This is a genomic window from Parvularcula bermudensis HTCC2503 (assembly GCF_000152825.2).
GTDB lineage: Bacteria > Pseudomonadota > Alphaproteobacteria > Caulobacterales > Parvularculaceae > Parvularcula > Parvularcula bermudensis.
The window spans coordinates 1,157,502-1,179,273 of record NC_014414.1; the positions used below are offsets into that span (position 1 = coordinate 1,157,502).

The following is a 21,772-nucleotide window of genomic DNA, read 5'->3' on the forward strand; positions in this document are numbered from 1 at the left end:
ACCCCCTAGATATTCATTGCCGTTTGGCGGTCGCCTGTAATCTCGTAATCCGAGATTGTTGCCGCCTGACGCGTTAGTTCAGTCCAAACCGCGATCAGCGCGTTGTAGGAGGTCGCCTCCTTCGCATCCTTCCGCTTGTTCGAGCAGATGTCGTAGAGGCTGTAGGCCAGGTCTTTGACGGCCTCGGCCTTGTCCGCGCCCATCTTCTTCAAAAGCGTTGCCGCTGCGTGTTCCCCCTCATTCTCCAAAGCTCGAATCAAGTACTGGCAGCACTCCCATACAGTAAGGTGCGGATCAGTGTTTGGGTCCCAATCGTCTAAGAGCTCTTCACGCTTTAGAATTCGAACTTTTCCAGCTGCACTCTCCGCCACACCTGCATGCTTAACGCTCTCCACAGAGATTCCGCGTGCGCGCGCCAGGTTGTCGGCATCCCCAAAAGCTCCGCTCTCATAGCCATTTTGTGCAAACCAATGCAGTGCAAACCTTGTGTCCGCATCAAACTCGCCTTCCTGTTCGGAAAGGAATTCATCCAGTTGTTGGTTAATTATCTGAAGGGCGCTCTTGACCGTCATTTGACTGTCATCGCTTTCCAGAACCGACTCATACCTACTAAAGATTCCAATACCTGGGCCAATTGATGCTTGAGGAATATCGACTGGAGCAATGTTTGCCCTCTGCATCTCCTTCATGGCGGTAGGAAGCTCGCGCTTCAATGCGCGCATGAATTCTGATCGGGTCACAACTTCGGCAGACTCAGAACGCTTGCGACATGACAGCACAACAGATGTCGCTAGTGCATTGCGGTTCTTCTTTAGGTTTCCAACTAGTTCAGTTCGCACAGGCCAGGTCGCATCAACCTGATATCCGGCTGTGATTACCGATTGAAGAAATGTGGCCCATCCTTTCGAAGAGGTGCCGCCTTCATCAACTTCTCCCTGTCTGAATGCATAGTAGATTGCTGCAGGAACATCTTTCCGCCCTTGCTCCGCCATGTGGCGCATCACATTCGTCATGCCATCCAGGAAAAAACCGTCGGCGGGATCGCGTCCTTTGTGCCGTTGGTGATCAGCCACGAGTTCTTCCGCCTTCGGAACAAGAACCGTCTGAAATAGGTCTGGATAATGATCTTTCAACGCGCGGCGCAGCCAGACATAGAAGAAGTCTGATAGGTCAGCATAGGGGACATTGTCGTAATAAGGAGGGTCGGTCGAAATGACGAAATTGTTAAAATCTACAGTTTGAGCATCCTTATGAACTTCTTTTCCACCAGGCTGCTGCGAAGGTAGCGTCCCAATGGCCTTCGCCAAATAATCTATTTGACCGATAAAGTTGCCGGAGGAATTGGAGAAGGGATTGCCCTCAGCAGTATCCCATCGCATTGGGAGGGCCTGCATCGCGAACACTTGCTGGACTTTCTCTGATCCATTGTCCCAAAATGTACTCGTTGACTGACGATTTGCTAGCCGACTTACCCCTAATGCAAGGTACGTTGCGATTGCTTCCTTATATTCTTCACTAGCATCAATCTGTTCTATGACTTCAGGGATACAATTTGAGAATGCGTTGAGTGCAATAGTCTGACGATCCATGAAGAGGTCCGATACATTTTTCGGGCCGTAATTTGTCACACTCATGTACTGAGGGTGTTGAGACAGAGGGTACTCTGGTCGCCAATCTGGTATTTCACTGAAGGCCGTTTTGATGTGTTGTGGATCTGGTGACACGTAACGTCGTCCACCCTTGCCCTCGGCTACGATGCCGAGCAGTTGCCACCCCATTCGACCGGCCATACCTTCTTTTTTGACGTAGTCCGCGGGCACCGCATCCCCGGTAAGAAGGCACGTGAAATTCGCGCCCCTTCCAACCTTTGTCCCAGCGGCCACGGCGTTAGGGTCTCTCGGTTCGCCGTAGTTGACATCGAATGTAATTCTAGTGCCTTCAACGTTTGGAACAATCCAAACTTTCTTTTTGGGTTTTCGGCATAACCAGTAAGTGGAAACGAGAGGAATATGTGCCCCTCCAACAGCTGGGTTTGGGCTTGCTACGGTCCTAGCCCAAAGCCAAGCTAAAACGGTTGCCTCGCCACCCCCATCGCGTTGTGAGAGGGTGATTTTTGGGTAGAGGTGACCAATTTTTTCCCACGCTTTATCGCGCAGAAGCTTCGAGTAATAGCGAATGTCCTCAGCCAGCCCTTCAGCTCCGCGATAAGAAAGGTTCTCTTTTGTGCCAGGGTGCATCGGTGGTTGATTGGCAAATTTTGGCGGTATCTCGATCATTGCCTTGCCGATCATTACCGCGACAGGGTTCAGGTCAGAGCCATAGGCGGGAAGACCGAGTCGCTGTGCTTCTAAGGGAATAGAACCACCGCCTGAGAAAGGGTCGTAAACTGGTGGGAGTTCATCACCGCAACACCGTCGGATTTCTGCACGGGCGCGCTCAAGCACTTCTTCGTTGGTGCTGTTTTCCCACCTAACGAGTTCTTCGATGATCTTGAAGAGACGCGTTCGTTCGAGCTCAATGGCAATGTTTTCGAGGCTCAGCGGCTTTTCATCTGCCGGGATCGTCTTGCCATCAACCTTGTCCTGCTCACGCTTTTTCTTCCGTGCTTCAAGCTCCGCCTTTGCAGCCTTCAGTGTTTTTTCATCTGCCAGCAGCTCATCAACATACTCGGACGGATCATCGACCAGTTGACAGAATAGTATGGCGCGGCATGCGGCTAGCGGGCGGCGTGCCCACCAGAGATGCAGCGTCGAGGGGTGTCCGCTATGAATGTGTTTTTCGTGCGCCGAGGCGGCGTTAATGGCTTCAAGCGGAATAGCCACTTCAATGAGTTTTTTCTTATAGTTGTTTTTCATGTTCGATCACCAGTCGGTACGTTGAGGGATGCAGCGCCAACACGCCGCGCTCCCGAAGTTCACTGAGCATCCGGCCGGACGCTTCAACAGGATTGTCATCAGTGTCAGCGAGGATCAGAGAGTAAATGTCTGGTTCACGTTCCAGGATGCCCCAGATGTCCGCTCCAAGTTGAAGGGGTTCGCGCTCCAGACAGTGTTCCTTGGGCAGCAGGCGTTTCGTCACGTCTCCCGTCGCATTTCGCATTTCCCATGGGAAAAGGGAGCCTTGTGTCTTCGCAATTGTGTGGCCGTTGTCAGCAAAGAAATGACCGTCCTCATCTTTCTTGAAGCCTTTGGCGACGGCAAAACGCTCAATAAGCTGAGGCTTTGAATGCCTTGGCTTTACAGGACGGTATACGATCTCTTCTTCGGCATCATTGTCGTCGTCATTGTTCATAGACTGTTCGTCTTCGCCGTCATTTTCCTCTAAATCGGCTTCACACGTCACATCTGTCTGTGCGACCGCGTCCAAAGCGTCATTTTCTTCCTCGGTGGCAGTTGAAGTTTCTTCGTCCTCATGGTCGGAGACTGTTTCTGAATTGACTGGTCCATCAGTATCCCCTGACGGCTTTTCAATGTCGGCGCTATCTGGCTGGATTTGATCGCTAACTTCGCTTTCGTCGCAAAGTTCAAAGTTCTCTTCCATGTAAGAGCGTACAAATGCAGGTTCGCGATCAAAGCAGAGCTTGATGGCGTCGCCGATGTCCTGCCGTCTGAAAGCCTTACCCAGCTCTTGAGCTACTGCCTTCGCCAGTTTTGCGAGTGGCTTGTCCTCGGCATAAAGTGTATCGCCGAGCCAAAGGGCATCGGCCTGCCGCGCTGTGCCAGCGGGCTTTCCGTCGATATACGGTACGATCTGGATACGAGGGCTGGTGAGCCACAGTGTGTTGGAAAGAGCGACCCCCAGTTCACGTATGCGAGACGCCTCTTGCTCATCGTCTAAATCGATGCGCTGCAGCAGCAGGCCAAGTTCCTTTAACCAGGCGCGCTGTGCTCCAGCTCCGCTTGGTTTTTCATGTTGATCAAAGCGCTCTTCGATCTGTGAAGATAAGGGGGTCAGGGTGCTGAACGGCTCAGCCTCGTTTGTCTCAGCCGAAAGCATCTGAAGGTCTGCTGTCTTTTCCCGGACCCATTGATGCAGATGGCTCCAACGCGTGAGCGTCTGCATGGAAAGAGCATAGGCGAAGCTACCTGTCGGAACCCACTCACCCGCAAGGTTTAACCAGTGTCCGCATTCTTCCCACGCACTTATGGGGTAGCGCGCGACAAGCGTTTTGACACGACGCATCTCATCCGGTTGAACCACCTTCCCGGAAGGAAGGGATTTAAGCCATTCAAGTGCGAGTTCGGCAGTAGGTCTATCGCCGACACCAATCTTGCGCCAAAGTGTGAGCTCGCGCACGCCAGCGCGTACGAGCGGAATATCCGGAATGTCTTCTTCGCCAGTTGAAAGGAAAGCACCTAAAGAGTTCTCCCAACTGTTTCTTTCTGTAAGAATAAGACGCTCTCGCTCGAAAGACGTCCGAATTTTCCGAAAGTCTTCCGTGGAACAACTATCAATCAATTGATCCAGGCGGCGATACCATTTTTCAACTTCATGCGCTGGTGGCGTTTGTGCCTGGGACAGGCCTCTTAGCCGTTGCAGAATTTTTTCCGGACCTGTTGGCGTGTCGGATACCCCTAGCTGCTTGAGCACAGGCTTGGTTGCTTCATTATCGAGTAAGCCGTGTACAAACGCCTCGACATCCATCAACGCTTCGGTGTCATGCGTTCGCATCAACAATTCAGAGGGCTTGCGAAGCACCCCGTTTGTGTCGGGGAGACAGGGCCTTTCTCTTAGCGCAGCGAGCCATTTCGGAGGCAGACCGTCCCGGATGATCCGTCTCTCATGACCGTTTGAGGCAACCTCTGATACTGTTGCAGATAGGAAGTTCGTCCATTGTGATGGTGTCGCCAGCACAAACTCTGCAACGCGCGACCATACCGCGGGAAGTTCCTCTTCAAGTGCTTCCCAATGCTCCCAAAACTCGGCATCGAAATCCCAGTCGCTGATCAGGAATGACGGGTTCGAATAGCGTGTATTGTAGCTGCCCGCGTAGTGACGTTCCTTAAGTGTTTTCTGAAGTGACATCTCACTCCAATGACGCGATTGATCACGCTCCAAAGGAACAAAACTGTTCAGCCCTGATCGCCCGCTACTGATCCACGCGACCCATTCATCTTTTGAGCATGACCAAAACGCTTTCGTGTACTCCGGGTGCAATAGGTGCTGTTCTGCCCATTCATTGGGAAGTAGAAGCTCCAAAGCGCCATCTTGATCGTAGATGACGGTCATACGGATTGGACGCAGTTTCTTGTCCTGGCACACAAACCTGAAGTGTTCCCCAATCTGTGCGCCGAGCTTTGCAGCTATGTGAGCAAGCCTAACAGCGTCCCTGAGCTGCACTTGTTGCTCAGCAAAGAATGCTTCCGCGACCTGATCAATAACTTTGCCTGTATCGCTCGTATCGCCAAGGCCAACCGCGTCCAAAACGCCTTCGGCGCGGTCAACGAGACTATCGAGCTTTTTGTCTTTGTGGTTCTCAGCATTCCTGCGCTGTTCGGTTAAGAAACGCATCCAGTTTTGGTTCAAGACTGACAGACGATCGCCCAAAAACGCCCAGTCATCGTCCGATGGGACCATCCGCTTTTCTCCAAGACGTACAACATCCGATGCCGCCAGAAGAATATCCTTGCCTTGCACAGGCACGATGCGAAGTTCGTCCTCGGAACAGTAATACTCGTAGCTTTGAAGAAGTTTATCGATATAGGCCCAGAGGCTTAAAAGCTGACGCCATGTGGAAGGCTTTGGAAAGTGTTTGCTCTGGAGAACATCCAGCACGTCCTGATTGCTGATCTCATCTACGGCATTCCAGTTCTTCAGCTTCGCAACGTTCTTACCAGAGATGTGCTTAGAGAGGGGCAGCCTACCGTGTTCATCAAATAGAGCAGTCGCTTGCGCTTTCGGCCATACCTCAAAGACCTCTTTGGGCAAGACAACAGCGTGTTCCTTATCCGCTAATTGCCCATCGTCCGTGAGCAGCAAGTCTCTGTCTTGAATAGCTGCTTCGAAGGACTTTTCGACAATCGCACCGCAAACGCCTTCCAGGGCATTATTGCTGCGATCAACATCTGGCATCATATCATAGGCGGCAGCTCGTTCTTCGGGATGAATATTGGTATTGCCTAACCAATCAAGCATGACTTCGGCAGCAAGCCGTCCTGCCCGTTCCAAGAGCCAACGGTTGGTCGGTGACGTTTCGGGGTCTTTGATCTTCAGTCGTGCAGGGTCTTGGATAAACGGGGCATTGCAGGCGAATGGCAACTGTGTGTTCACACCAGTTGGCAAGACCACAAACAAGCGTCCTTCTACGCCGACTACTATTTCAACATGACACGGCGGAAGTGCCATATTCTGCTCAGCGCCAACCATACGTTCTTGGCGAATTTCCCTAAGGGCATCTTCAGGGAAATCTTCAGGAGCAGAACGAGCGAGAAGAAATTGCTTATCCGGGTTCTCCTGCAAAGCCAGCCATTCCGTTCCGTCTACAGGACCGTCGCCAAAGCTGCCCCAGTGGACTTCTTTGCCGCCGATCGTGATACGTCGAATGTTGCGGAAGAACAGTAGGGAGACCGGGCTCTTCAGCCACTCCTCTAGGTTCTTTCTGACTTCAGTCTCGCGGTGTTCATCAGAAATAGACACTCGAACGGTCGTTCGATCTCTGTTTACCGAGCCATTGTTCATCCAAAAGGGCTCGGTAAAGCGCTTCTGGTCAAAGCCTACAGAGAGAGTGGGTGTGTAAAGTTCAACGCGCTCGCCGAGGCTGAACGTGCTTTTGAAGCCGATACCTCGAAAGCCTATCGTATGGAGCGCTCGTTTGTTCGAATACCCAAACTTACACAGCGAAGCGAAATGTTCTTCAGTGAAATCCTCACCATTGTGTGAGAACAGGAAGCTGCCGTCCTGGATATCCACCGATGCCTCAGTCGCATGTGCATCATCCGCATTCTGCAATAGTTCCGAGATGATATGGCGAGGACTCTGCACCTGCTTGAAGAGTTGATGCCATGGCGCAGCTAGCTCGGGATTACCGTCCAACTGCTCCCACATGTTTGCGGAATGCTCTCGGATCGACTCGAAGTATGCAGGCTTTGAATTCATCGCGGTGGCTCCGCGCTGTCCAGCAGGTGCTTCAGATCAAATTGCTGAGCAGTCACGCCAAAGGCGGGCTCTACGTCAAATGGTCGCCAGACATACTTTGGGCTATGGACGAAGCCTTCAGCGACATGGACAACAGCTAGAATGTAATCTTCGGGCTTATTCAGACAGGTAATGATTTCGTTTCGTGTCACCATGATCGAGTTGGCTCCCTCGATCCGCCCCTTGACCTCGATGAAGCGTTGTTTTTTTGCTTTTGGATCGAAGGAAAGAATGTCGTAGCCGACTTTGCCTGCAGAGACATCGATCGGCTCATTGCCAAGTTCCGTCTCGGCCTCCATTACGGCTTGCATAGCGCGCAGTTCGATTTTTTTCCTGGCTTCCGAATCCTCGGCGAAGCCTTTCGGCATACCTGCACCGTCTGATTTGGCGAGAAGTAGTCCTTTCGGAATGACGACCAGGCCTCCGCGAACAGCAGGCGGCGCGGCCTTGATGGTTTTCTCTTCGCTAAGTTGTAGCATGCGTTTCTGTAGCCGATCCGAAAGGTCTTCTGCGCGGCGCACCGCGTTCTCCCAATTCAGTCTGGTCTTCTTTCCGGCTTTCTCTTGTTCTTTCAGTTCGAAAGCTCGTGAGTCCCAGTAGTTGATCTCTTTCTTGAGACGCGCCTGAACTTCGCGTTCTGTCTTTTCAATTTCCGGGATGCGTCGTGCCTTCACCTCCTTCAAATGCTCTTGTGCGAGTTCGATAATGGCGAAGCCTTTCACTTTCTCTTCCAAGTTGCCCGACAGCCAAGGTTTTCCGAGGTCTTCCGCAACGAGTTCTAGTTCTTCTTGTGTTGCAGGACGCAGGTCGAGGTGAGGCGCGATACCCGCGCTCGAAACCGATCCGCTTTCGTTGATCGCCGCGAACTGAAGGCGTTGAGAAACAGTCTGAGGTACGCCTTTACTTGTGCGACGTCCGTCTTCGATGCTGTGCTCCAATAGGAATACCGCGCTGACATCATCAGCAAGGTCAGCGTCATCAACCATGACAGCACCTTGCTTTAGCAAGTGACCATATTGTTCCCGCACAAGGCTGATCACGGCTTCGAGAAGCGGATGCCCAGGACAGACAAATTCTGCGACTGGTTGTTGGTTGATGTATTTCTTGTCGAAGCAAATGCGTTCGTATCGTTTTTGGATCGGTGCTCCGGTCCCGATCAAACGGTCGCGCTCACGAATGCGCACAGGCACATGAGTGATCTCGAAGCGACCTTCTTCTCGCGCTTTCAACTTCCCACCAAGGTGTTCAAAAGCTTCTAGGAAGAAACTCTGGATATGGTGCGGCTGCAAACGTTCGGCTTCTGCCCGTTCCATCTTAAGGCGGACTTCTTCGACGGTAGCTTCTGGCATCATATCGTTCGTGAGCTTGCGTTTGCTGATCAGCTCTTCGATGTGATTATAGTCTACTGCCCCATCAATCTGCTGGAACAACCTGGCTTTCACATCTTCGCGGTCGCCGTATTGGATCGCCTGCCACAGCAAATCCTTCAGCGACGTCTCCTCGAACATCTCTCCCAACACATCATACACTCGCCCCTTGAGCGCGCTCCGGGCGGTCTCAAGCTTCTCTAACAAGCGACCGTAGACCTGACCCTCTCGGGTATTCGCCGCAACGAGATTCCAAAGATGACAAACCTCGGTCTGACCAATTCTATGAATTCGACCGAAACGCTGCTCGATTTTGTTCGGATTCCAGGGCAAATCATAGTTCACCATGAGATGCCCTCGCTGAAGGTTCACGCCTTCGCCTGCCGCGTCGTTCGCCACCAACACCATGAGTTCACGGTCCTGCATGAACCGGCTAATGACTTTTCGTCGTTCTTCACGGCTGACGCCACCATGGATCACGTCCACTGCGTCAGCTTTGCCGAGACGTCCGATGATTTTATCCGCAAGGTACTGAAGCGTGTCCTTTGCTTCGGTAAAAATGATAAGTTTCCGGCGCACACCGTCACCATCAATCATCAACTCGTCATCAAGTATCTTGTCGAGCTGCGTCCACTTAGTGTCTTTACCGGACTTTAGGACATTTAGCGCTTGAAGCTCTAAGCTTTTGAGAGTTTCAACTTCGATTTCGAGCTGCTCGATTGACTCCGCAGAGGTTGCGCTGGTCGAAATCGTTTCCTCAAAAACTTCAATATCCTCTTCGCTGTACTCGTCGATATTGGAAAGAACTTCATCGCCGAGCATTTCATTACGGGATGAAAGATCGTGCTTCTTCCCTCGCGCAATCAACCGAGCTTCATCGAGCTCGTTTTCAAGACGCTCACGGCGACGTTTCAAAGACTGATAGATTGCGGCGGGAGATGAAGCCAAGCGACGTTGAAGGATTTGCAGCGCGAAGCCGACGTTGTTTTTCTTCTTGCCATCTTCTTCGGAAAACCTCTGTACTCGGTTCATCTCTTCGCGAACGTATTCGGTCACGGCAGCGTACAGAGAGGCCTCTTCGTCGGAGAGTTCGTAGTGAACTGTGTAGGCTCGCCGCTCAGGAAAGAGCGGAGTTCCATCAAACTTTAAGAGCTCTTCCTTTGTGAGACGCCTCATCATGTCCTCGGTGTCAGCGTAGTGAACACCGTCCCGGAAACGTCCTTCAAAGCGATCGCCATCCAACAATGCCATAAAGAGCTGAAAGTCTGCTTCTTTGCCGTTGTGTGGAGTTGCTGACATGAGAAGCAAGTGTCGGCAGATTTGCCCTAGCTTCTCTCCTAATTGATATCGCTTGGTCCTTTTGACTTCGTTCCCAAAGTAGCTCGCTGACATCCTGTGAGCCTCGTCGGAAATGATAAGGTCCCACTCCGTGGATCGAATAAGCTTTTCTTGAAGTTCATCGTTGCGCGCGAGAACGTCCAAGCGCGCTATAAGGTGGTTCTTGTCATTAAAAGGATTGCCGGATCGAGAGTGCTCGATCATGTCGCGCGTAAGTATATCGAATTCGAGGTTGAACTTCTCACCGAGTTCGTCTTGCCACTGCTCCACCAAGCTTCCTGGAGCCACCACAAGGCAGCGCTCCAAATCACCGCGCGCAACCAATTCCTTGATGAGAAGCCCCGCCATAATAGTCTTTCCTGCACCGGGGTCGTCGGCCAATAGGAAGCGGAGCGGCTGCCGAGGAAGCATCTCGCCGTACACGGCTGTAATCTGGTGCGGGAGCGGCTGAACTAGACTTGTGTGGATAGCAAGGTAAGGATCGAAGTGGTGGGCGAGCTTGATCCTGTGTGCCTCAGTCACCAGCCTAAGCAACTCCCCATTCGCATCAAACGAGAATGCGGAACCTGTGTTCGCGACCCGGAGAGTATGCTCTTCGTCACGGTAAACGATACGATCTTGCACACCACCGTTCGGATCTTCGTAAACGACTTTTACAGCTTGGTCACCGAACCATTCGACGTTGACAATCTTGGCGTTTCCCGAGGTGGAAAGGCCCTCGATCAATGCACCGGATTTGAGGTCCTCAAGTCGTGCCTTTTGTGCTTCTGACATAGATTAACCTTTCCAAATCTGGCTCGGACGCCAAAAATTAATAGGAGCCCTCAATTCATCTTGGTGGAATCCGTCCAACATGAACGCGCACGCGGTTTCTCGCTCATGATTTCGGAGAAAGCTCTTCATTGCGCTACGACCCCAACGGAGGGCATTAGCGGGCCTAGTTCGCTGGGCGGCGCAGATGCTTTTGCGAGGGCATTGTGCAATTCATCAGGATGGGCAGCAACGATATGCTGTCTTCGAGGGTCTTCTTTCTCTGGATAACCGAGAAGGCCCAGACGTTTTAATGCGTAGAACAGCATCGCCATTCTTACGGTAATGACGCCTTTGCCGCCGACAAAACCGTAGTCTTTGCCTACCACAAGCTTTTGGCTTTCAGTTAGTCCAGGATGAGCAATGATCTGGATGTCGAAGTGCTCGTGCCAAAGACCGTCGTCCGTGCCGAGAGCTCCAGGCGCAGCCATCTCTCCTACAGATAAAATTCTGGGAAGCAGGAAGTCTTTGAACTGACCTTGCAAATGACAATAAGCCCGCACGTGCCAGCGGAAGCCATCATAGCCGAACGCATGCGGAGTGACCCGACGCCAAAGCGGGTCTGGCCGATCAGGACTCATCGACTGATACTCTATGTCGATGGACTTCCTTTCCCGTACAGACTGAAGGACCGCTCTGAGAGCGGAAAAATCGATGTCCCTTCTTGGTGTGACGGCAATATCCGCTGCGGGCATAATGCCAATCCAAGAGTCATCTGCGAGACCGGAGTCTTCAGTTACCGATCGCAGCCTCGATAAATACACGTAAGGGTCCGGCTCAAGGTATCGCAAAGTAAAATCAGATTGCGCCACATACCGTTTGGCACGCGTGTCATACTCCATGTTCCCGGGCGCGCGCTCTTGATACAGGCTCAGGTCCTTCGATGCCTGCGGCACCGACACCCCGAACGTCTCAATGATGTCGCCCCGATTGATCGAGCCCTCCCAAAAGAGGCGGAACTCGATGAACTCCAATCGCTGCTCGACGCCCCACCTTAAGCCACCTGCCTTCTTCATATCCTCGCTCAATGCGCCCCCATGTGTATAGAAACTATATTGACCATTGTGGTCATTGCGTATATAAACTATACCCATCACCTATCAACGTCAAGCCGAAAGGAAAATCGATGGCCGACAGATACGTAACGAAACACCCGAAGGGTTGGGCGGTCAAAGCGCCTGGGGGAGAACGCGCCAGCAGCGTTCACGGCACACAGCGCGAGGCCGAGACGGCTGCAAAACGCACAGTACACAACCTTGGCGGAGGCGAAGTGAGAATCCAGGGGCGCGATGGTCGCTGGCGGGATTCGGACACCGTGGCGCCCGGACGTGATCCAAATCCGCCTCGCGACAAGAAACATTAATAGCTGAGCGAATCGTATGATGGCCCAAACTGGAGACAGAGCAGACCTATGTTCACCCTTCCAAACGGTGGACGTGCTCGTCTGGAATGTGTGGGCTCATGTAACTGCAGCGACCGGAGGCTCTTTTGAAACACATTGAACTACTCAATCAGTTCCGAGAGGAGGTTTCAAAGCTCGCACTGGAGATCGAAAGCTCTACAGCGATGGGCCATTTCGATATTAACAAGATTTGTGAAGACCTTGTTTGCGGCCTCATTCGAGAACTTTATGGGTTTGACGGCCTGCGGAACCTTAATGCGGAAGAAAAACAAAACTTCCCAGGAATTGATCTTGCGGACGACAGAGCGCGTGTCGCGATTCAGGTTACGTCCGATAGGTCTTTGGATAAGATAAAGGATACGCTGGCGAAGTGCGTCAAGTATAAGCACTACGAAAAATACGACCGTATAATCGTTTACATTCTGACAAAGAAACAAGCTTCATATTCTAGCGATCCCATTGATGCCATTTGCGCAGACAGGTTCGACTTCAGTACTCGAAATGACATACTGGATTCGCGAGATATCTCTACGAAGGCTGCGACTGCCGAACCTAACAGGCTCAAAGCAGCCTACGAGTTGCTTTTGGCGTATACACGCGGCAGCGATGTCGGGTTAGCTGACCAAGATTTTGATCCCCCACAGGAGCCAGAAGAAGTACTTAGCACGAACCTGGTTGAACTGTATTTTCCGCCTACGCTCTTTATCGCCGAAATCCGCCCAGAACTTCTTGAGAGTGCCAAAGGCCGGAAGCTCAAAAACCACCGTAAGGCGATCAAGGATTATTGTAGAAAAAACGGTATCGGCACCCCGTCTGATTTTGAAGCAAGCAGCGGGAGGTTGATCACTTTTCATGATCTCGAGGCCGATGATTGTCCATTCAGGCATTTAATAGATGAGGGCACAATCGAGCCTCTCGCCCCGAGCGATTACTATGCGATCGATGAACCGCACGAACGTATTTTCAAGTCACTTTTGCGGTTTGTGCTCCAGCAAAAGCTCTATCGGCACGGCGTTCTTTGGCAGCACAATGAGGGAAAGTTCATTTTCCTTCCGCACAAGCCCCATCAGAATAAACGAACAGAAGCTTGGGTTGGCCAGAAAGCATCTTCGAGGATGGTTTTTGAGCGGAAGTTCAAGACCGCAAAGAAGGGCGATGTTCTGTCCACGCGCCATCTTGCCTTTAGTGTGGACTTCCTGCTTCTGGACGCTGAGTGGTTTGTGTCTCTGACGCCTGACTGGTTCTTCAGCTACGGTGATGATTACCGACGCTCCATATACGGAGACAAGCCTTTGGCAGGTTTGAAGCGTATGGAAAAGAACCGTTCAGTCTATGATCAATTCCGATTTCTTGCCTCATGGCTGGAGAGCATCGACAGAGAGGACCTGTTCTCAGATGACTCTGAGTCATCTCCTTCCCTCAGCTTTTCGTCCCCACTGAAGATTAAGGGAGGACGGTCTCTGGATGAACAGCTTTGGGAGCCATTGCACGTTCCTGCCGAAGATGTGGGTCAAGAGAGGCTTGGTGCGTTTTGAAACTCGACTTTCTACCAGAGCCACGCCTCATTTTTGCCAATGGTGAGCACATATGTCCGCGACGAGGCATTGCCACCTATGGGGTCTTTGATCAGACCCAGGATACGCGCCGTAGCGAGGTACATGTTGGAGGCGTCGGTTCCTCCGAATGCATGGAGATGCTTGGAGATTGGCTAGAGCGTTGCAAAGCGGGTATTGAGGCACCGAAAGATGCCAAACAGGAACGGCTGAAACTTCCGTTTTGTGGCTTTAACAAGAATGCGGGTTTTGGCGCCGATCTAAAGTATTCTGAAAGTCTGACACGTTCTATTAGAAATTCAGATATTGCGGAGATTGTCGCTATTGCATCTCGGACTGAACGTGTGAAAGCGGCAGTCGATCTCTATCTGGAAAACATTAAGTTCCTCGCGCAGAACCGGCACGTTGATGTGATCATCTGCGTCATTCCTGAGAAGCTATACAAAGTCATCTCGACCGAAGGAGGGGGCGCGGAGGATACACTGGAAGATGCCGACCAGAGTGAGGAGCTGAATTTTCGTCGCTCGTTGAAGGCTCGCGCGATGCCCTTGGGAAAACCCCTTCAACTCATAAGGCAAGTAAACATCGATAAGACAAAGTCGGCAGGTCAGCAGGATGATGCCACTAAGGCGTGGAACTTTTGTACGGCATTATACTACAAGTCGGGACCGACAATTCCCTGGAAGCTTGAACAGGAGTCATCTCGCGGGACTTCGTGTGCCGTTGGTATAGCATTCTATCGCAGTCGCGACAGGCAAACGCTTTGCACCAGTCTTGCGCAAATATTTGACGAACTCGGGAATGGGCTGATCCTGCGCGGCACACCCGTCGATATCGATAAAGACGATCTTTCCCCACGCCTGTCCACTCAACAGGCCTATGATCTGATCAAAGCTGCTTTGACAGAGTACCGGGTGGCGATGCGGAATTTTCCGGCGAGGTTGGTCATTCACAAGTCGTCCAACTTCACCGCCGAAGAGTTGGACGGCATCGAGTCGGCGGCTCGCGATCTACACATAGACGCGGTCGATTTTGTCACGATCCTTGACTCGCGGTTGAGGCTGTTCCGTGACGGCAATTACCCACCTTTCAGAGGTACGCTTGCACGCGTCGAGGACAATAGGCTCCTTCTCTATTCGCGAGGTTCAGTTTGGTATTATCAGACCTATCCTGGAATGTATGTGCCACAGCCAATTGAATTGAGGGTCGTCAAATCTGAAGAGTCTCCGCTGCTCATTGCCCGAGAGATTCTGGGGCTAACCAAGATGAATTGGAACAACACGCAGTTTGACGGCAAATACCCTGTTACCTTGGGCTGTGCCCGAAAGGTCGGCGAGATCATGAAATATTTGTCCGAGGCCGATGTCCCGCAAATCCGCTATGGGTACTACATGTAGGCGGCATGATGAGACTCACTAAATCGGATTTCATTAGCTTCCTTCAATGTCCCAAATCGTTTTGGTTGCTTAAGCGTCACCCTGATGATTATCCGCATGGTGAATTCTCGGCCTTCCTCCAAAAGATCACCCGCGAAGGATATGAAGTAGAGCGCTACGTACGGGAATTCTTAGGGACTGATGCCGGTAGAGCCATCAGCTTCCAGCGTGTTTTTGAAACTGAAGATGGGCTTTTTGCGCGCGCAGACGCATTCGAGGAGACTGCGGATGGGCGGTTCATCCTCTACGAAATCAAGTCATCGACCAGTGTGAAGACGGATGCTGCTCACAACCATTTCAAAGATGCCTGCTTTCAGAAGATTTGTGCACAGAGGGCAGGCCAGCAGATCGATGCAGTGTTCATCGTTCATCTCAATGGAGAGTATGTTCGGGACGGAGATATCGATCCTGCTTTGATGCTCACATTCGTCGATGAGACTGACCGTGTGGCAGCGATTGAAGATGAAACAGCAGCAGAGATCGACCAAGCCTTGGCCTTGTTGGCTCAAGAAGAACTGGATCAGGCGGGCTGTCTATGCCTCTATAAGTCTCGCACGCATCATTGCGATACGTTCGCTTTGTTCAATCCGGATATCCCGAAGCCATCAATCTACAGTCTTCCTCGCCTTAGCGAGAAGAAGCGAACAGAGCTCGTCAACGAAGGGGTCTTCGATGTGCTCGATATTGGGGCGAGTTTTCAACTAACACCTAACCAATCCGTTGTCGTTACAGCAGCACAGGAGGGCACACCTGTTGTTGATGTAGGGGCCATCCGCGCATTCTTGTCCGAATGGCAGTTTCCTCTCTATTTTTTCGATTATGAAACGTATGCGTCAGCCGTCCCTATGATCGACCGCACAAGCCCGCATAAGCATTTTCCCGTGCAGTATTCACTGCACGTTCTTCGTGAGGACGGCACACTTGAGCATCATGAGTATCTCGAGCGGGAAGCCCGCCTACCTGACCGTCTACTGGCAAAGCTATCTGGCGAGATTGGTCCAGAGGGCAGCATCGTTTCCTGGCACGCTTCGTTCGAGAAAACGCGCAACAGAGAAATGGCAGAGCTACTTCCCGCGTTTGCCGACTTTCTCATCGATGTGAACGAACGCACCGTAGACCTCGAAGACGCTTTCAAGACATCGTATGTCGATGCCCGCTTTGACGGGTCTACTTCGATAAAAAAAGTCCTTCCCGTCCTTTGCCCAGAACTCAGCTACGAAGGTATGGGCGTTCAGGACGGCGCATCAGCTATGGATGCATGGGAGAAGATGATCCGCGCTGAGGGAGAGGAAGCCGACCAGATTGCGAAGTCGCTTCTCTCTTACTGTGAGTTGGATACGCTTGCGATGGTGGAAATCTACAAGTTTCTTGCTGCGCTCTAGGCTGTTCTGAATTGGACGCATCCTGACGGATCGGGCTCTCGTGAACCAAGCCAGCAAGCTGTCTCGGCCATTCGGCTTCGATCCCTTGCGCATCATCTGACAGCCCTCGCGGGCTGACTTCTTCCTTTTCGTTTCGAGGGCCTGCGGCCCCGTCCTCCGTCAAGACCAAGCCCTTCGCTTTGGCTTCGGGCGAAAGCCATGGCCCGTGGCTCGGCTGCGCCTGCGCCCGCACCTCTTCCATGGCTTTCGGTCTGGACGGCCGTCCCCCCGCTCATCGGCGCGGGCCTAGTCCGGTTGCATGCGCAACCGACTACCCAAGAAAGGGGGACACAGATGAAAAGCGACATTTATGAAAGGGTTACCAACAAGATCATTGCCGACCTTGAGCAAGGCGAGCTGACATGGCTGAAGCCGTGGAGCGCAGGCAATATGGAAGGCAAAATCACCAAGCCGCTACGCCATAACGGCGTGCCCTATAGCGGCATCAATATCTTGATGCTTTGGGGAGCCAGCATCGAGGCGGGCTTTCTGTCTCCGTACTGGATGACCTTCAAACAGGCGAAAGAACTAGGCGCGCATGTTCGCAAAGGCGAGCGCGGCAATCTGGTCGTCTATGCGAACACGATCACCAAGACCGAGGAACAGGACGACGGCAGCGAAGAGGAACGCAAAATCCCCTTCATGAAGGGATACAGCGTTTTCAATGTCGAGCAGATCGAGGGCTTGCCCGAGCACTACTACACCAAGCCGAAAGCGATCATCGACCCCGCGCGCCGCATTCTGCATGCGGAGGAATTCTTTACAAGCACGGGCGCAGACATCCGCCACGGCGGCAACTCAGCCCACTACAGCGGCGGCAGTGACCATGTGCAAATGCCGTACTTCGAGACCTTCAGGAGTCCCGAAGCCTACTATGCAACCTTGGCGCATGAGCTGACCCACTGGACCAAGCATCCCAAGCGCCTTGACCGCGGATTTGGCCGCAAGCGTTGGGGCGATGAAGGCTATGCCCGCGAAGAGCTTGTGGCCGAACTTGGTGCAGCATTTCTATGCGCTGACCTTGAACTCGCGCCCGAACCGCGCGCCGATCATGCGGCGTATATCCAGAGCTGGCTTAAGGTCCTGCAAAACGACAAGCGCGCGATCTTCAGCGCTGCCGCCCATGCCCAGCGTGCCGCCGATTTCCTGCATGGGCTTCAGCCTGTCATCGAAGAAGTAAGCAACGTCGCGTGACAATCAGGCAAAATTTGCGGCTGGCCTGAAGGCCAGCCGCGTTGATGGCCTCATAGACCTGGCGGGCGGACCGCCAGTTCGGCCTCGATATTGTGCAGCGATGCAAGAGCATTGCTGCGTTCAATCGATCCGCGAGGAGCGGAAGCAAAGGCGTTGAAAGCCTCGCGTAAGAGGGCATGCAGTTCGGCTGTGCTGCGCGATGCTGCATCGAAGCGTGTGATGAGTCTCATCGTCACCTCCTGTTGATTGTCAGGAGGCCCCGAACCGTTCAGGGCCTTTCGGCCCTCGCACACATCATCCATGGCCCAGTGAAGGCGCTGATGGGTCGGGGTAACGCACTCGAAATCTACTGGAAGGTGTCGCTGAAAAACGCGTGAACAGGCATTCGGTGTCGGCAGTTGGCGCAGCATGAATGGACCTTTGCCCGCGCATGGCTTGCAGCAATTCGCCTTTCCCCTGACCGAACGCGGATCGCGCATCAATATCCTGCCCGCACCAGTTCGGCGAAGGCCTCACCCGTGTTGGACATGACGCGGCGATCCTTTGCCTTCGGTCTCATCGGGGGCGTTAGCAAGCCAACCCGAACAAAGGAGATCAATCATGGCACGCAACAACACCCAAACCGCGCAAGAGCGCACACGCGAGTTCCGCGCACCGGAGTATCTGGCGTGGCACGTCACCCAGAAAGGCGACAAATCCTTCTGGAACAAAGTCGGCGCAGCCTGGATGCACAAGGACGCCAAAGGCTACACGCTTCAGCTCGAATCCCTGCCTGTCGGCGGTCGCATCGTCTTGCGAGAGCCGCTGGAAGACACGGCTTCACCCGCAAACGACGCGGGGCGCTCATGAGCGCCCCCGTCACCAGTCAGATCGACTGGCGCGGTGTCGCGATAAGCATCACCTATCACAAGCGTCGTTGGAACTCGAACTTCGATCACATCGAGGTTCAAGTGATCGGTAGCGGAGAGATACCCATCACCGAGACTGGCTATCGGTCGCTCTTTGTGCAGACGTTATATGTTGCAGAATTCGGCGGACCTCAAGCATACGTGCACGCGTGGCTTGAGCACGAAGCGCAGACTCCGCAATGGAAGAAGCGCGAAGAAGCCGCGCGTCAGCTTTCATTGTTCTAGCGATTTCTATCGGTCGAGATCAGGACCGTCATAGGACGGTCCTTCTCTTTTTTGCTCGCGCAGTTTGCGCAAGCGATCCTGTGCCAACGTAGTGGAACGGGCCGGACGCTCGGGCTTACGCTCCTTGAGCTTGTCGAAGCGTGGACGCTCGGGCTGCTTTTTCGGTTCGGCTCGCAGCGTATCCAAACGCTCGAAGACTGTCTTCGCCTTCGGCTCTTCACCACGGCGCATCAGGCGATAGTTGGCAGCATCGTGATGCAGGGTGCGCAAGGCTTGCGCATGTTTGGTGCGCGCAGCATTGATTTCTTTTTGCAGCTCACCGCGCTCGCGCAGTTGCGCGTTGATCGTCATTTGTCGCTGATCCTGATCGCGGCGCAGCGCCCACATCACTTCAAGCTGGTTCTGTTTTTCAAGCTGAGCCCGCTTGCCTGTCAGACGATCCCACAGGCCCATCATGCCTTTGCGAAAGCGATCCGCTCTTGTGCGCGCTTCAGCTTCAAACCGCGCCTTCTGGCCTGCGTCCAGCTTGGCGCGTTCCACGGCATGCGCCTTCGCCATCTCCACGCGGCGCGCATTCAGTTGATCGAGTTCGGCACGGGCGGACGCGCGCGCTTCCTCTACATGCGATTTGATGCGCGGAAGTATATCTTCAGCAATGCGCTTGCGGGTTTCCTCAACGCTGTTCAATGCGTCCGGCTTTCCAAGACGAGCGTGCAGCTCTTTCGCTTTCTTGCCCGTCGCCCGTGAGATCGAAATGACTTCACCTTCGAAGGTGACAGCCACATGACCGCGCCGATCCCCGCGCGCCAGATAGAAGCCGCGTTCTTCGAGAGCGTGCGCGAAAGTGCGAGCTGAGTCCGAAGTCGCCCAGGCTTCCTGAATCAGTTCTTTCAATTCGCCCGCATGACGTCCGATCCGCTTGGCCTGCTGCCATTCATCAAGCGAGAAGTTGCGGGGGTCGCGGTCCTTTGGGTCGATCAGGCCGCGCGGCATCTGCCAGCCGTTCTCAAGATAGAGTTGGCGCGAGACCTCCCGCAGCTTGTTCTTGTAGAACGACATTGGCTTGGCGGTCATCGTCTCAGGATCGATCCGGCTCCAGACGGCATGACAGTGCCGCCGTCCTTCCTTCTCGTGTAAAACGACAACGCGTGGCTGGCCCGTCAAACCGTTTTTCTCTTCGATGGCTTCCAGCGCTTTTTCGAAGGTTCGAACGTGGACACGCTCGTTCTCGGGCGGGTTCAAAGACACCGAAAACATGAACTGTCGGCACTTTGTGCCCTTTGCGATGGCTTCGGCTTCGCGGAGCGCGCCGACGACATCATCGGACATGAAGCCGCGAATATCGTGCAGCTCGACATGCTCGTTTTCTTCGGTCTTGAGGAGATGCAGCCCGAGCTGCTTTGCGCCGCTTCGTTGTGATCCTTTCAGGATCATGACGGCTCCACATCGGTACGATGGCCGAGCGCGCGAAGTAGCTCCCGCCGCATCAGCGCCACGTCGACGCATGCGCGCCGAATATCGCGTTCCGTATCGGGGAGAACAGGGAGCGTGCCGAGATTGGCCATCTTGGCGAGCTGGTTCAGATTATTGGCGATCCTCGATTGCCCTAGCATGGCGAGAACCTGCGCCAGCTTCTGTTCATCCTTGATCGGGCGACGGGACCGCGCCCGTGCGCGTTTCTTCTTGAGCCCCTGACCGTCAAAGACCTTGCGGCGGATATACGCTCCAAGCGGCATGTCGCCAGCGAGTTCTTCAAGTCTAGCGCGCTCTTCAAAAGTCAGTCTGAGGGAGAAGGGAGGTGTCTTTGCCGTCATCGCGCCACCCCGCAAATGTCCCGTTCGGGGGCATTTGCAGGGATTTGGATTGCGCTAAGCACCTGATTCCATTGAGCGAGAATATCGAACAAGGTGTTCGAACTTTCTCCTCCTAGGTGCGCCATTTTCCAAATATAAATAAGTAATTTGAGTTGGGACGACCTTCAGTAGCACCTTGCTCAATAGTGGTGATCAGTTGGTCAGAAAACAGAGACCGCCGCATAGGATTGTGTTGGGCTCGGTACGACGTTCCAGACAGGCGCATACGATTTAGCTCGGATCGCGCGCGACTGCTAACCAATTTCACGCGTCGATATCAGCCAAGAAACCGAGAAGGTCGTCGTGAAAACGTTCCGGAACCTCAAGGTGAGGCCAATGTCCGACACCATCGTAAGTGACGACGCGTTGATCTGGCTGGGCGTCACCTAGAAAGGTATCGAACATTCGCTTGCGGCTGGATGGTTCGTCATCACCCAGGATCGCGAGTGAAGGGACTCGCACCTTGCTCCCGCATTCTGGTGGCAGCGGACGCCCAAGGCGGGCATGCCGATAATGGGCAACTGCCGCCGCGGCCCGATTTGTAGGGCTAAGGGCAGACTTAACGCGCTCCATATGTGCTTCTGGCACATGCCAGTTCGGGCTCCACTTCCGGTAGCATGACTCTACAAAGGCAAGGTTCCGGCGGCGCAGCCACCAGCGGGCAATCGGCCCCCACGCAAGATACAGATTGTGCGGGCGCGCCAGCAGCTCACGAAGACTTGCGTGCACATAACGTGAAGGAGCAATCGCCAGCGCAACAACGAATGCAACTCGTTCCGACCAGAGCGCCGCTGCCGCCCACGCTACAGATGCTCCCCAATCATGACCGATGATGCCGAAGCGCCCCAAACCAAGTGCATCAGCGAGCGCTGCGACGTCCTCCGCAATCGTCGCGACAGAATAGTCGCCATCGGCGGCAAGGCTGCTCGGTCGATAGCCACGCAAATGAAGGGCGATGGCGCGAAAGCCGGCATCGGCCAATACAGGCAAAGTATCGTCCCAGGTTTCAGCGGTATCGGGAAATCCATGTAGAAGCAGCACTGGCAGCCCGTCGCCGCATTCCCTAACAGCCAGGGATTGGTTGCCCACGGTGAATGTTCGCGTCGTGATGAAGTAAGGTTCTTCCACTGA

15 protein-coding genes are annotated in these 21,772 nt (G+C 53.5%); 7 read left to right on the plus strand and 8 right to left on the minus strand.

Going from position 1 to position 21,772, the window contains the following annotated elements:
- Window positions 1–5: 5 nt before the first annotated feature.
- From PB2503_RS05505 to PB2503_RS05520, 4 genes are all read right to left on the minus strand, one after another.
- Window positions 6–2,855, minus strand: coding sequence for a DUF1156 domain-containing protein (locus PB2503_RS05505; protein WP_041534906.1), 2,850 nt, complete (start codon window positions 2,853–2,855; stop codon window positions 6–8).
- Window positions 2,839–7,095: a sacsin N-terminal ATP-binding-like domain-containing protein gene (locus PB2503_RS05510; protein WP_013300244.1), complete on the minus strand. Its 4,257-nt coding sequence runs from the start codon at window positions 7,093–7,095 to the stop codon at window positions 2,839–2,841. The genes PB2503_RS05505 and PB2503_RS05510 overlap by 17 nt, the downstream gene beginning before the upstream one ends.
- Window positions 7,092–10,613: a protein NO VEIN domain-containing protein gene (locus PB2503_RS05515; protein WP_013300245.1), complete on the minus strand. Its 3,522-nt coding sequence runs from the start codon at window positions 10,611–10,613 to the stop codon at window positions 7,092–7,094. The genes PB2503_RS05510 and PB2503_RS05515 overlap by 4 nt, the downstream gene beginning before the upstream one ends.
- Before the next feature lie 125 nt (window positions 10,614–10,738).
- Window positions 10,739–11,665: a BrxR family helix-turn-helix transcriptional regulator gene (locus tag PB2503_RS05520; protein ID WP_049782034.1), complete on the minus strand. Its 927-nt coding sequence runs from the start codon at window positions 11,663–11,665 to the stop codon at window positions 10,739–10,741.
- Window positions 11,666–11,775: 110 nt separating this feature from the next.
- Here PB2503_RS05520 and PB2503_RS15150 point away from each other — a divergent pair, with 110 nt between their 5' ends.
- The 5 genes from PB2503_RS15150 to PB2503_RS05540 all read left to right on the plus strand — a co-directional run bounded on the left by PB2503_RS15150 (window position 11,776) and on the right by PB2503_RS05540 (window position 17,655).
- Window positions 11,776–12,012 carry a DUF2188 domain-containing protein gene (locus PB2503_RS15150; protein ID WP_083810980.1) on the plus strand — a complete coding sequence of 79 codons (237 nt, stop codon included), beginning with the start codon at window positions 11,776–11,778 and terminating at the stop codon, window positions 12,010–12,012.
- Between the two features lie 125 nt (window positions 12,013–12,137).
- Window positions 12,138–13,586, plus strand: coding sequence for an SMEK domain-containing protein (locus tag PB2503_RS05525; RefSeq protein ID WP_041534907.1), 1,449 nt, complete (start codon window positions 12,138–12,140; stop codon window positions 13,584–13,586).
- Complete coding sequence (locus tag PB2503_RS05530) at window positions 13,583–15,001, plus strand: argonaute/piwi family protein (RefSeq protein WP_013300248.1); 1,419 nt, start codon at window positions 13,583–13,585, stop codon at window positions 14,999–15,001. The genes PB2503_RS05525 and PB2503_RS05530 overlap by 4 nt, the downstream gene beginning before the upstream one ends.
- A gap of 5 nt (window positions 15,002–15,006) precedes the next feature.
- Window positions 15,007–16,422 (plus strand): DUF2779 domain-containing protein, encoded by a 1,416-nt coding sequence (locus tag PB2503_RS05535; protein ID WP_013300249.1) that lies wholly within the window; start codon window positions 15,007–15,009, stop codon window positions 16,420–16,422.
- 333 nt (window positions 16,423–16,755) lie between these two features.
- Window positions 16,756–17,655 carry an ArdC family protein gene (locus PB2503_RS05540; RefSeq protein WP_013300250.1) on the plus strand — a complete coding sequence of 300 codons (900 nt, stop codon included), beginning with the start codon at window positions 16,756–16,758 and terminating at the stop codon, window positions 17,653–17,655.
- Between the two features lie 50 nt (window positions 17,656–17,705).
- On the opposite strand, the gene PB2503_RS05545 is transcribed toward PB2503_RS05540, so the two are convergent.
- Entirely contained in the window at window positions 17,706–17,885 is a 180-nt protein-coding gene (locus tag PB2503_RS05545) for a hypothetical protein (RefSeq protein WP_008891788.1), read from the minus strand.
- 370 nt (window positions 17,886–18,255) lie between these two features.
- Between PB2503_RS05545 and PB2503_RS05550 the strand changes: the two genes are divergently transcribed.
- Together PB2503_RS05550 and PB2503_RS05555 are read left to right on the plus strand one after the other, a co-directional pair.
- Complete coding sequence (locus PB2503_RS05550; RefSeq protein ID WP_013300252.1) at window positions 18,256–18,504, plus strand: hypothetical protein; 249 nt, start codon at window positions 18,256–18,258, stop codon at window positions 18,502–18,504.
- Entirely contained in the window at window positions 18,501–18,788 is a 288-nt protein-coding gene (locus tag PB2503_RS05555; RefSeq protein ID WP_013300253.1) for a hypothetical protein, read from the plus strand. Before PB2503_RS05550 ends, PB2503_RS05555 begins: the two co-directional genes overlap by 4 nt.
- A 6-nt stretch (window positions 18,789–18,794) precedes the next feature.
- Here PB2503_RS05555 and PB2503_RS05560 read toward each other — a convergent pair whose 3' ends face one another.
- The 3 genes from PB2503_RS05560 to PB2503_RS13875 all read right to left on the minus strand — a co-directional run bounded on the left by PB2503_RS05560 (window position 18,795) and on the right by PB2503_RS13875 (window position 21,769).
- Complete coding sequence (locus tag PB2503_RS05560; RefSeq protein WP_013300254.1) at window positions 18,795–20,222, minus strand: relaxase/mobilization nuclease domain-containing protein; 1,428 nt, start codon at window positions 20,220–20,222, stop codon at window positions 18,795–18,797.
- Window positions 20,219–20,602: a plasmid mobilization relaxosome protein MobC gene (gene mobC / locus PB2503_RS05565; RefSeq protein WP_041534908.1), complete on the minus strand. Its 384-nt coding sequence runs from the start codon at window positions 20,600–20,602 to the stop codon at window positions 20,219–20,221. The genes PB2503_RS05560 and mobC overlap by 4 nt, the downstream gene beginning before the upstream one ends.
- 303 nt (window positions 20,603–20,905) lie before the next feature.
- Window positions 20,906–21,769, minus strand: coding sequence for an alpha/beta fold hydrolase (locus PB2503_RS13875; RefSeq protein WP_013300256.1), 864 nt, complete (start codon window positions 21,767–21,769; stop codon window positions 20,906–20,908).
- Window positions 21,770–21,772: the final 3 nt, after the last annotated feature.

Excerpts from the sequence above, each read along its gene's own strand:
- PB2503_RS05520 (WP_049782034.1), bottom strand. The coding sequence starts at position 11,665 with ATGAAGAAGGCAGGTGGCTTAAGGTGGGGCGTCGAGCAGCGATTGGAG.
- PB2503_RS05515 (WP_013300245.1), bottom strand. The coding sequence starts at position 10,613 with ATGTCAGAAGCACAAAAGGCACGACTTGAGGACCTCAAATCCGGTGCA.
- PB2503_RS05545 (WP_008891788.1), bottom strand. The coding sequence starts at position 17,885 with ATGAGACTCATCACACGCTTCGATGCAGCATCGCGCAGCACAGCCGAA.
- PB2503_RS05560 (WP_013300254.1), bottom strand. The coding sequence starts at position 20,222 with ATGATCCTGAAAGGATCACAACGAAGCGGCGCAAAGCAGCTCGGGCTG.
- PB2503_RS05550 (WP_013300252.1), top strand. The coding sequence starts at position 18,256 with ATGGCACGCAACAACACCCAAACCGCGCAAGAGCGCACACGCGAGTTC.
- PB2503_RS15150 (WP_083810980.1), top strand. The coding sequence starts at position 11,776 with ATGGCCGACAGATACGTAACGAAACACCCGAAGGGTTGGGCGGTCAAA.
- PB2503_RS05535 (WP_013300249.1), top strand. The coding sequence starts at position 15,007 with ATGATGAGACTCACTAAATCGGATTTCATTAGCTTCCTTCAATGTCCC.
- PB2503_RS05510 (WP_013300244.1), bottom strand. The coding sequence starts at position 7,095 with ATGAATTCAAAGCCTGCATACTTCGAGTCGATCCGAGAGCATTCCGCA.
- PB2503_RS05505 (WP_041534906.1), bottom strand. The coding sequence starts at position 2,855 with ATGAAAAACAACTATAAGAAAAAACTCATTGAAGTGGCTATTCCGCTT.
- PB2503_RS05555 (WP_013300253.1), top strand. The coding sequence starts at position 18,501 with ATGAGCGCCCCCGTCACCAGTCAGATCGACTGGCGCGGTGTCGCGATA.
- PB2503_RS05540 (WP_013300250.1), top strand. The coding sequence starts at position 16,756 with ATGAAAAGCGACATTTATGAAAGGGTTACCAACAAGATCATTGCCGAC.
- mobC (WP_041534908.1), bottom strand. The coding sequence starts at position 20,602 with ATGACGGCAAAGACACCTCCCTTCTCCCTCAGACTGACTTTTGAAGAG.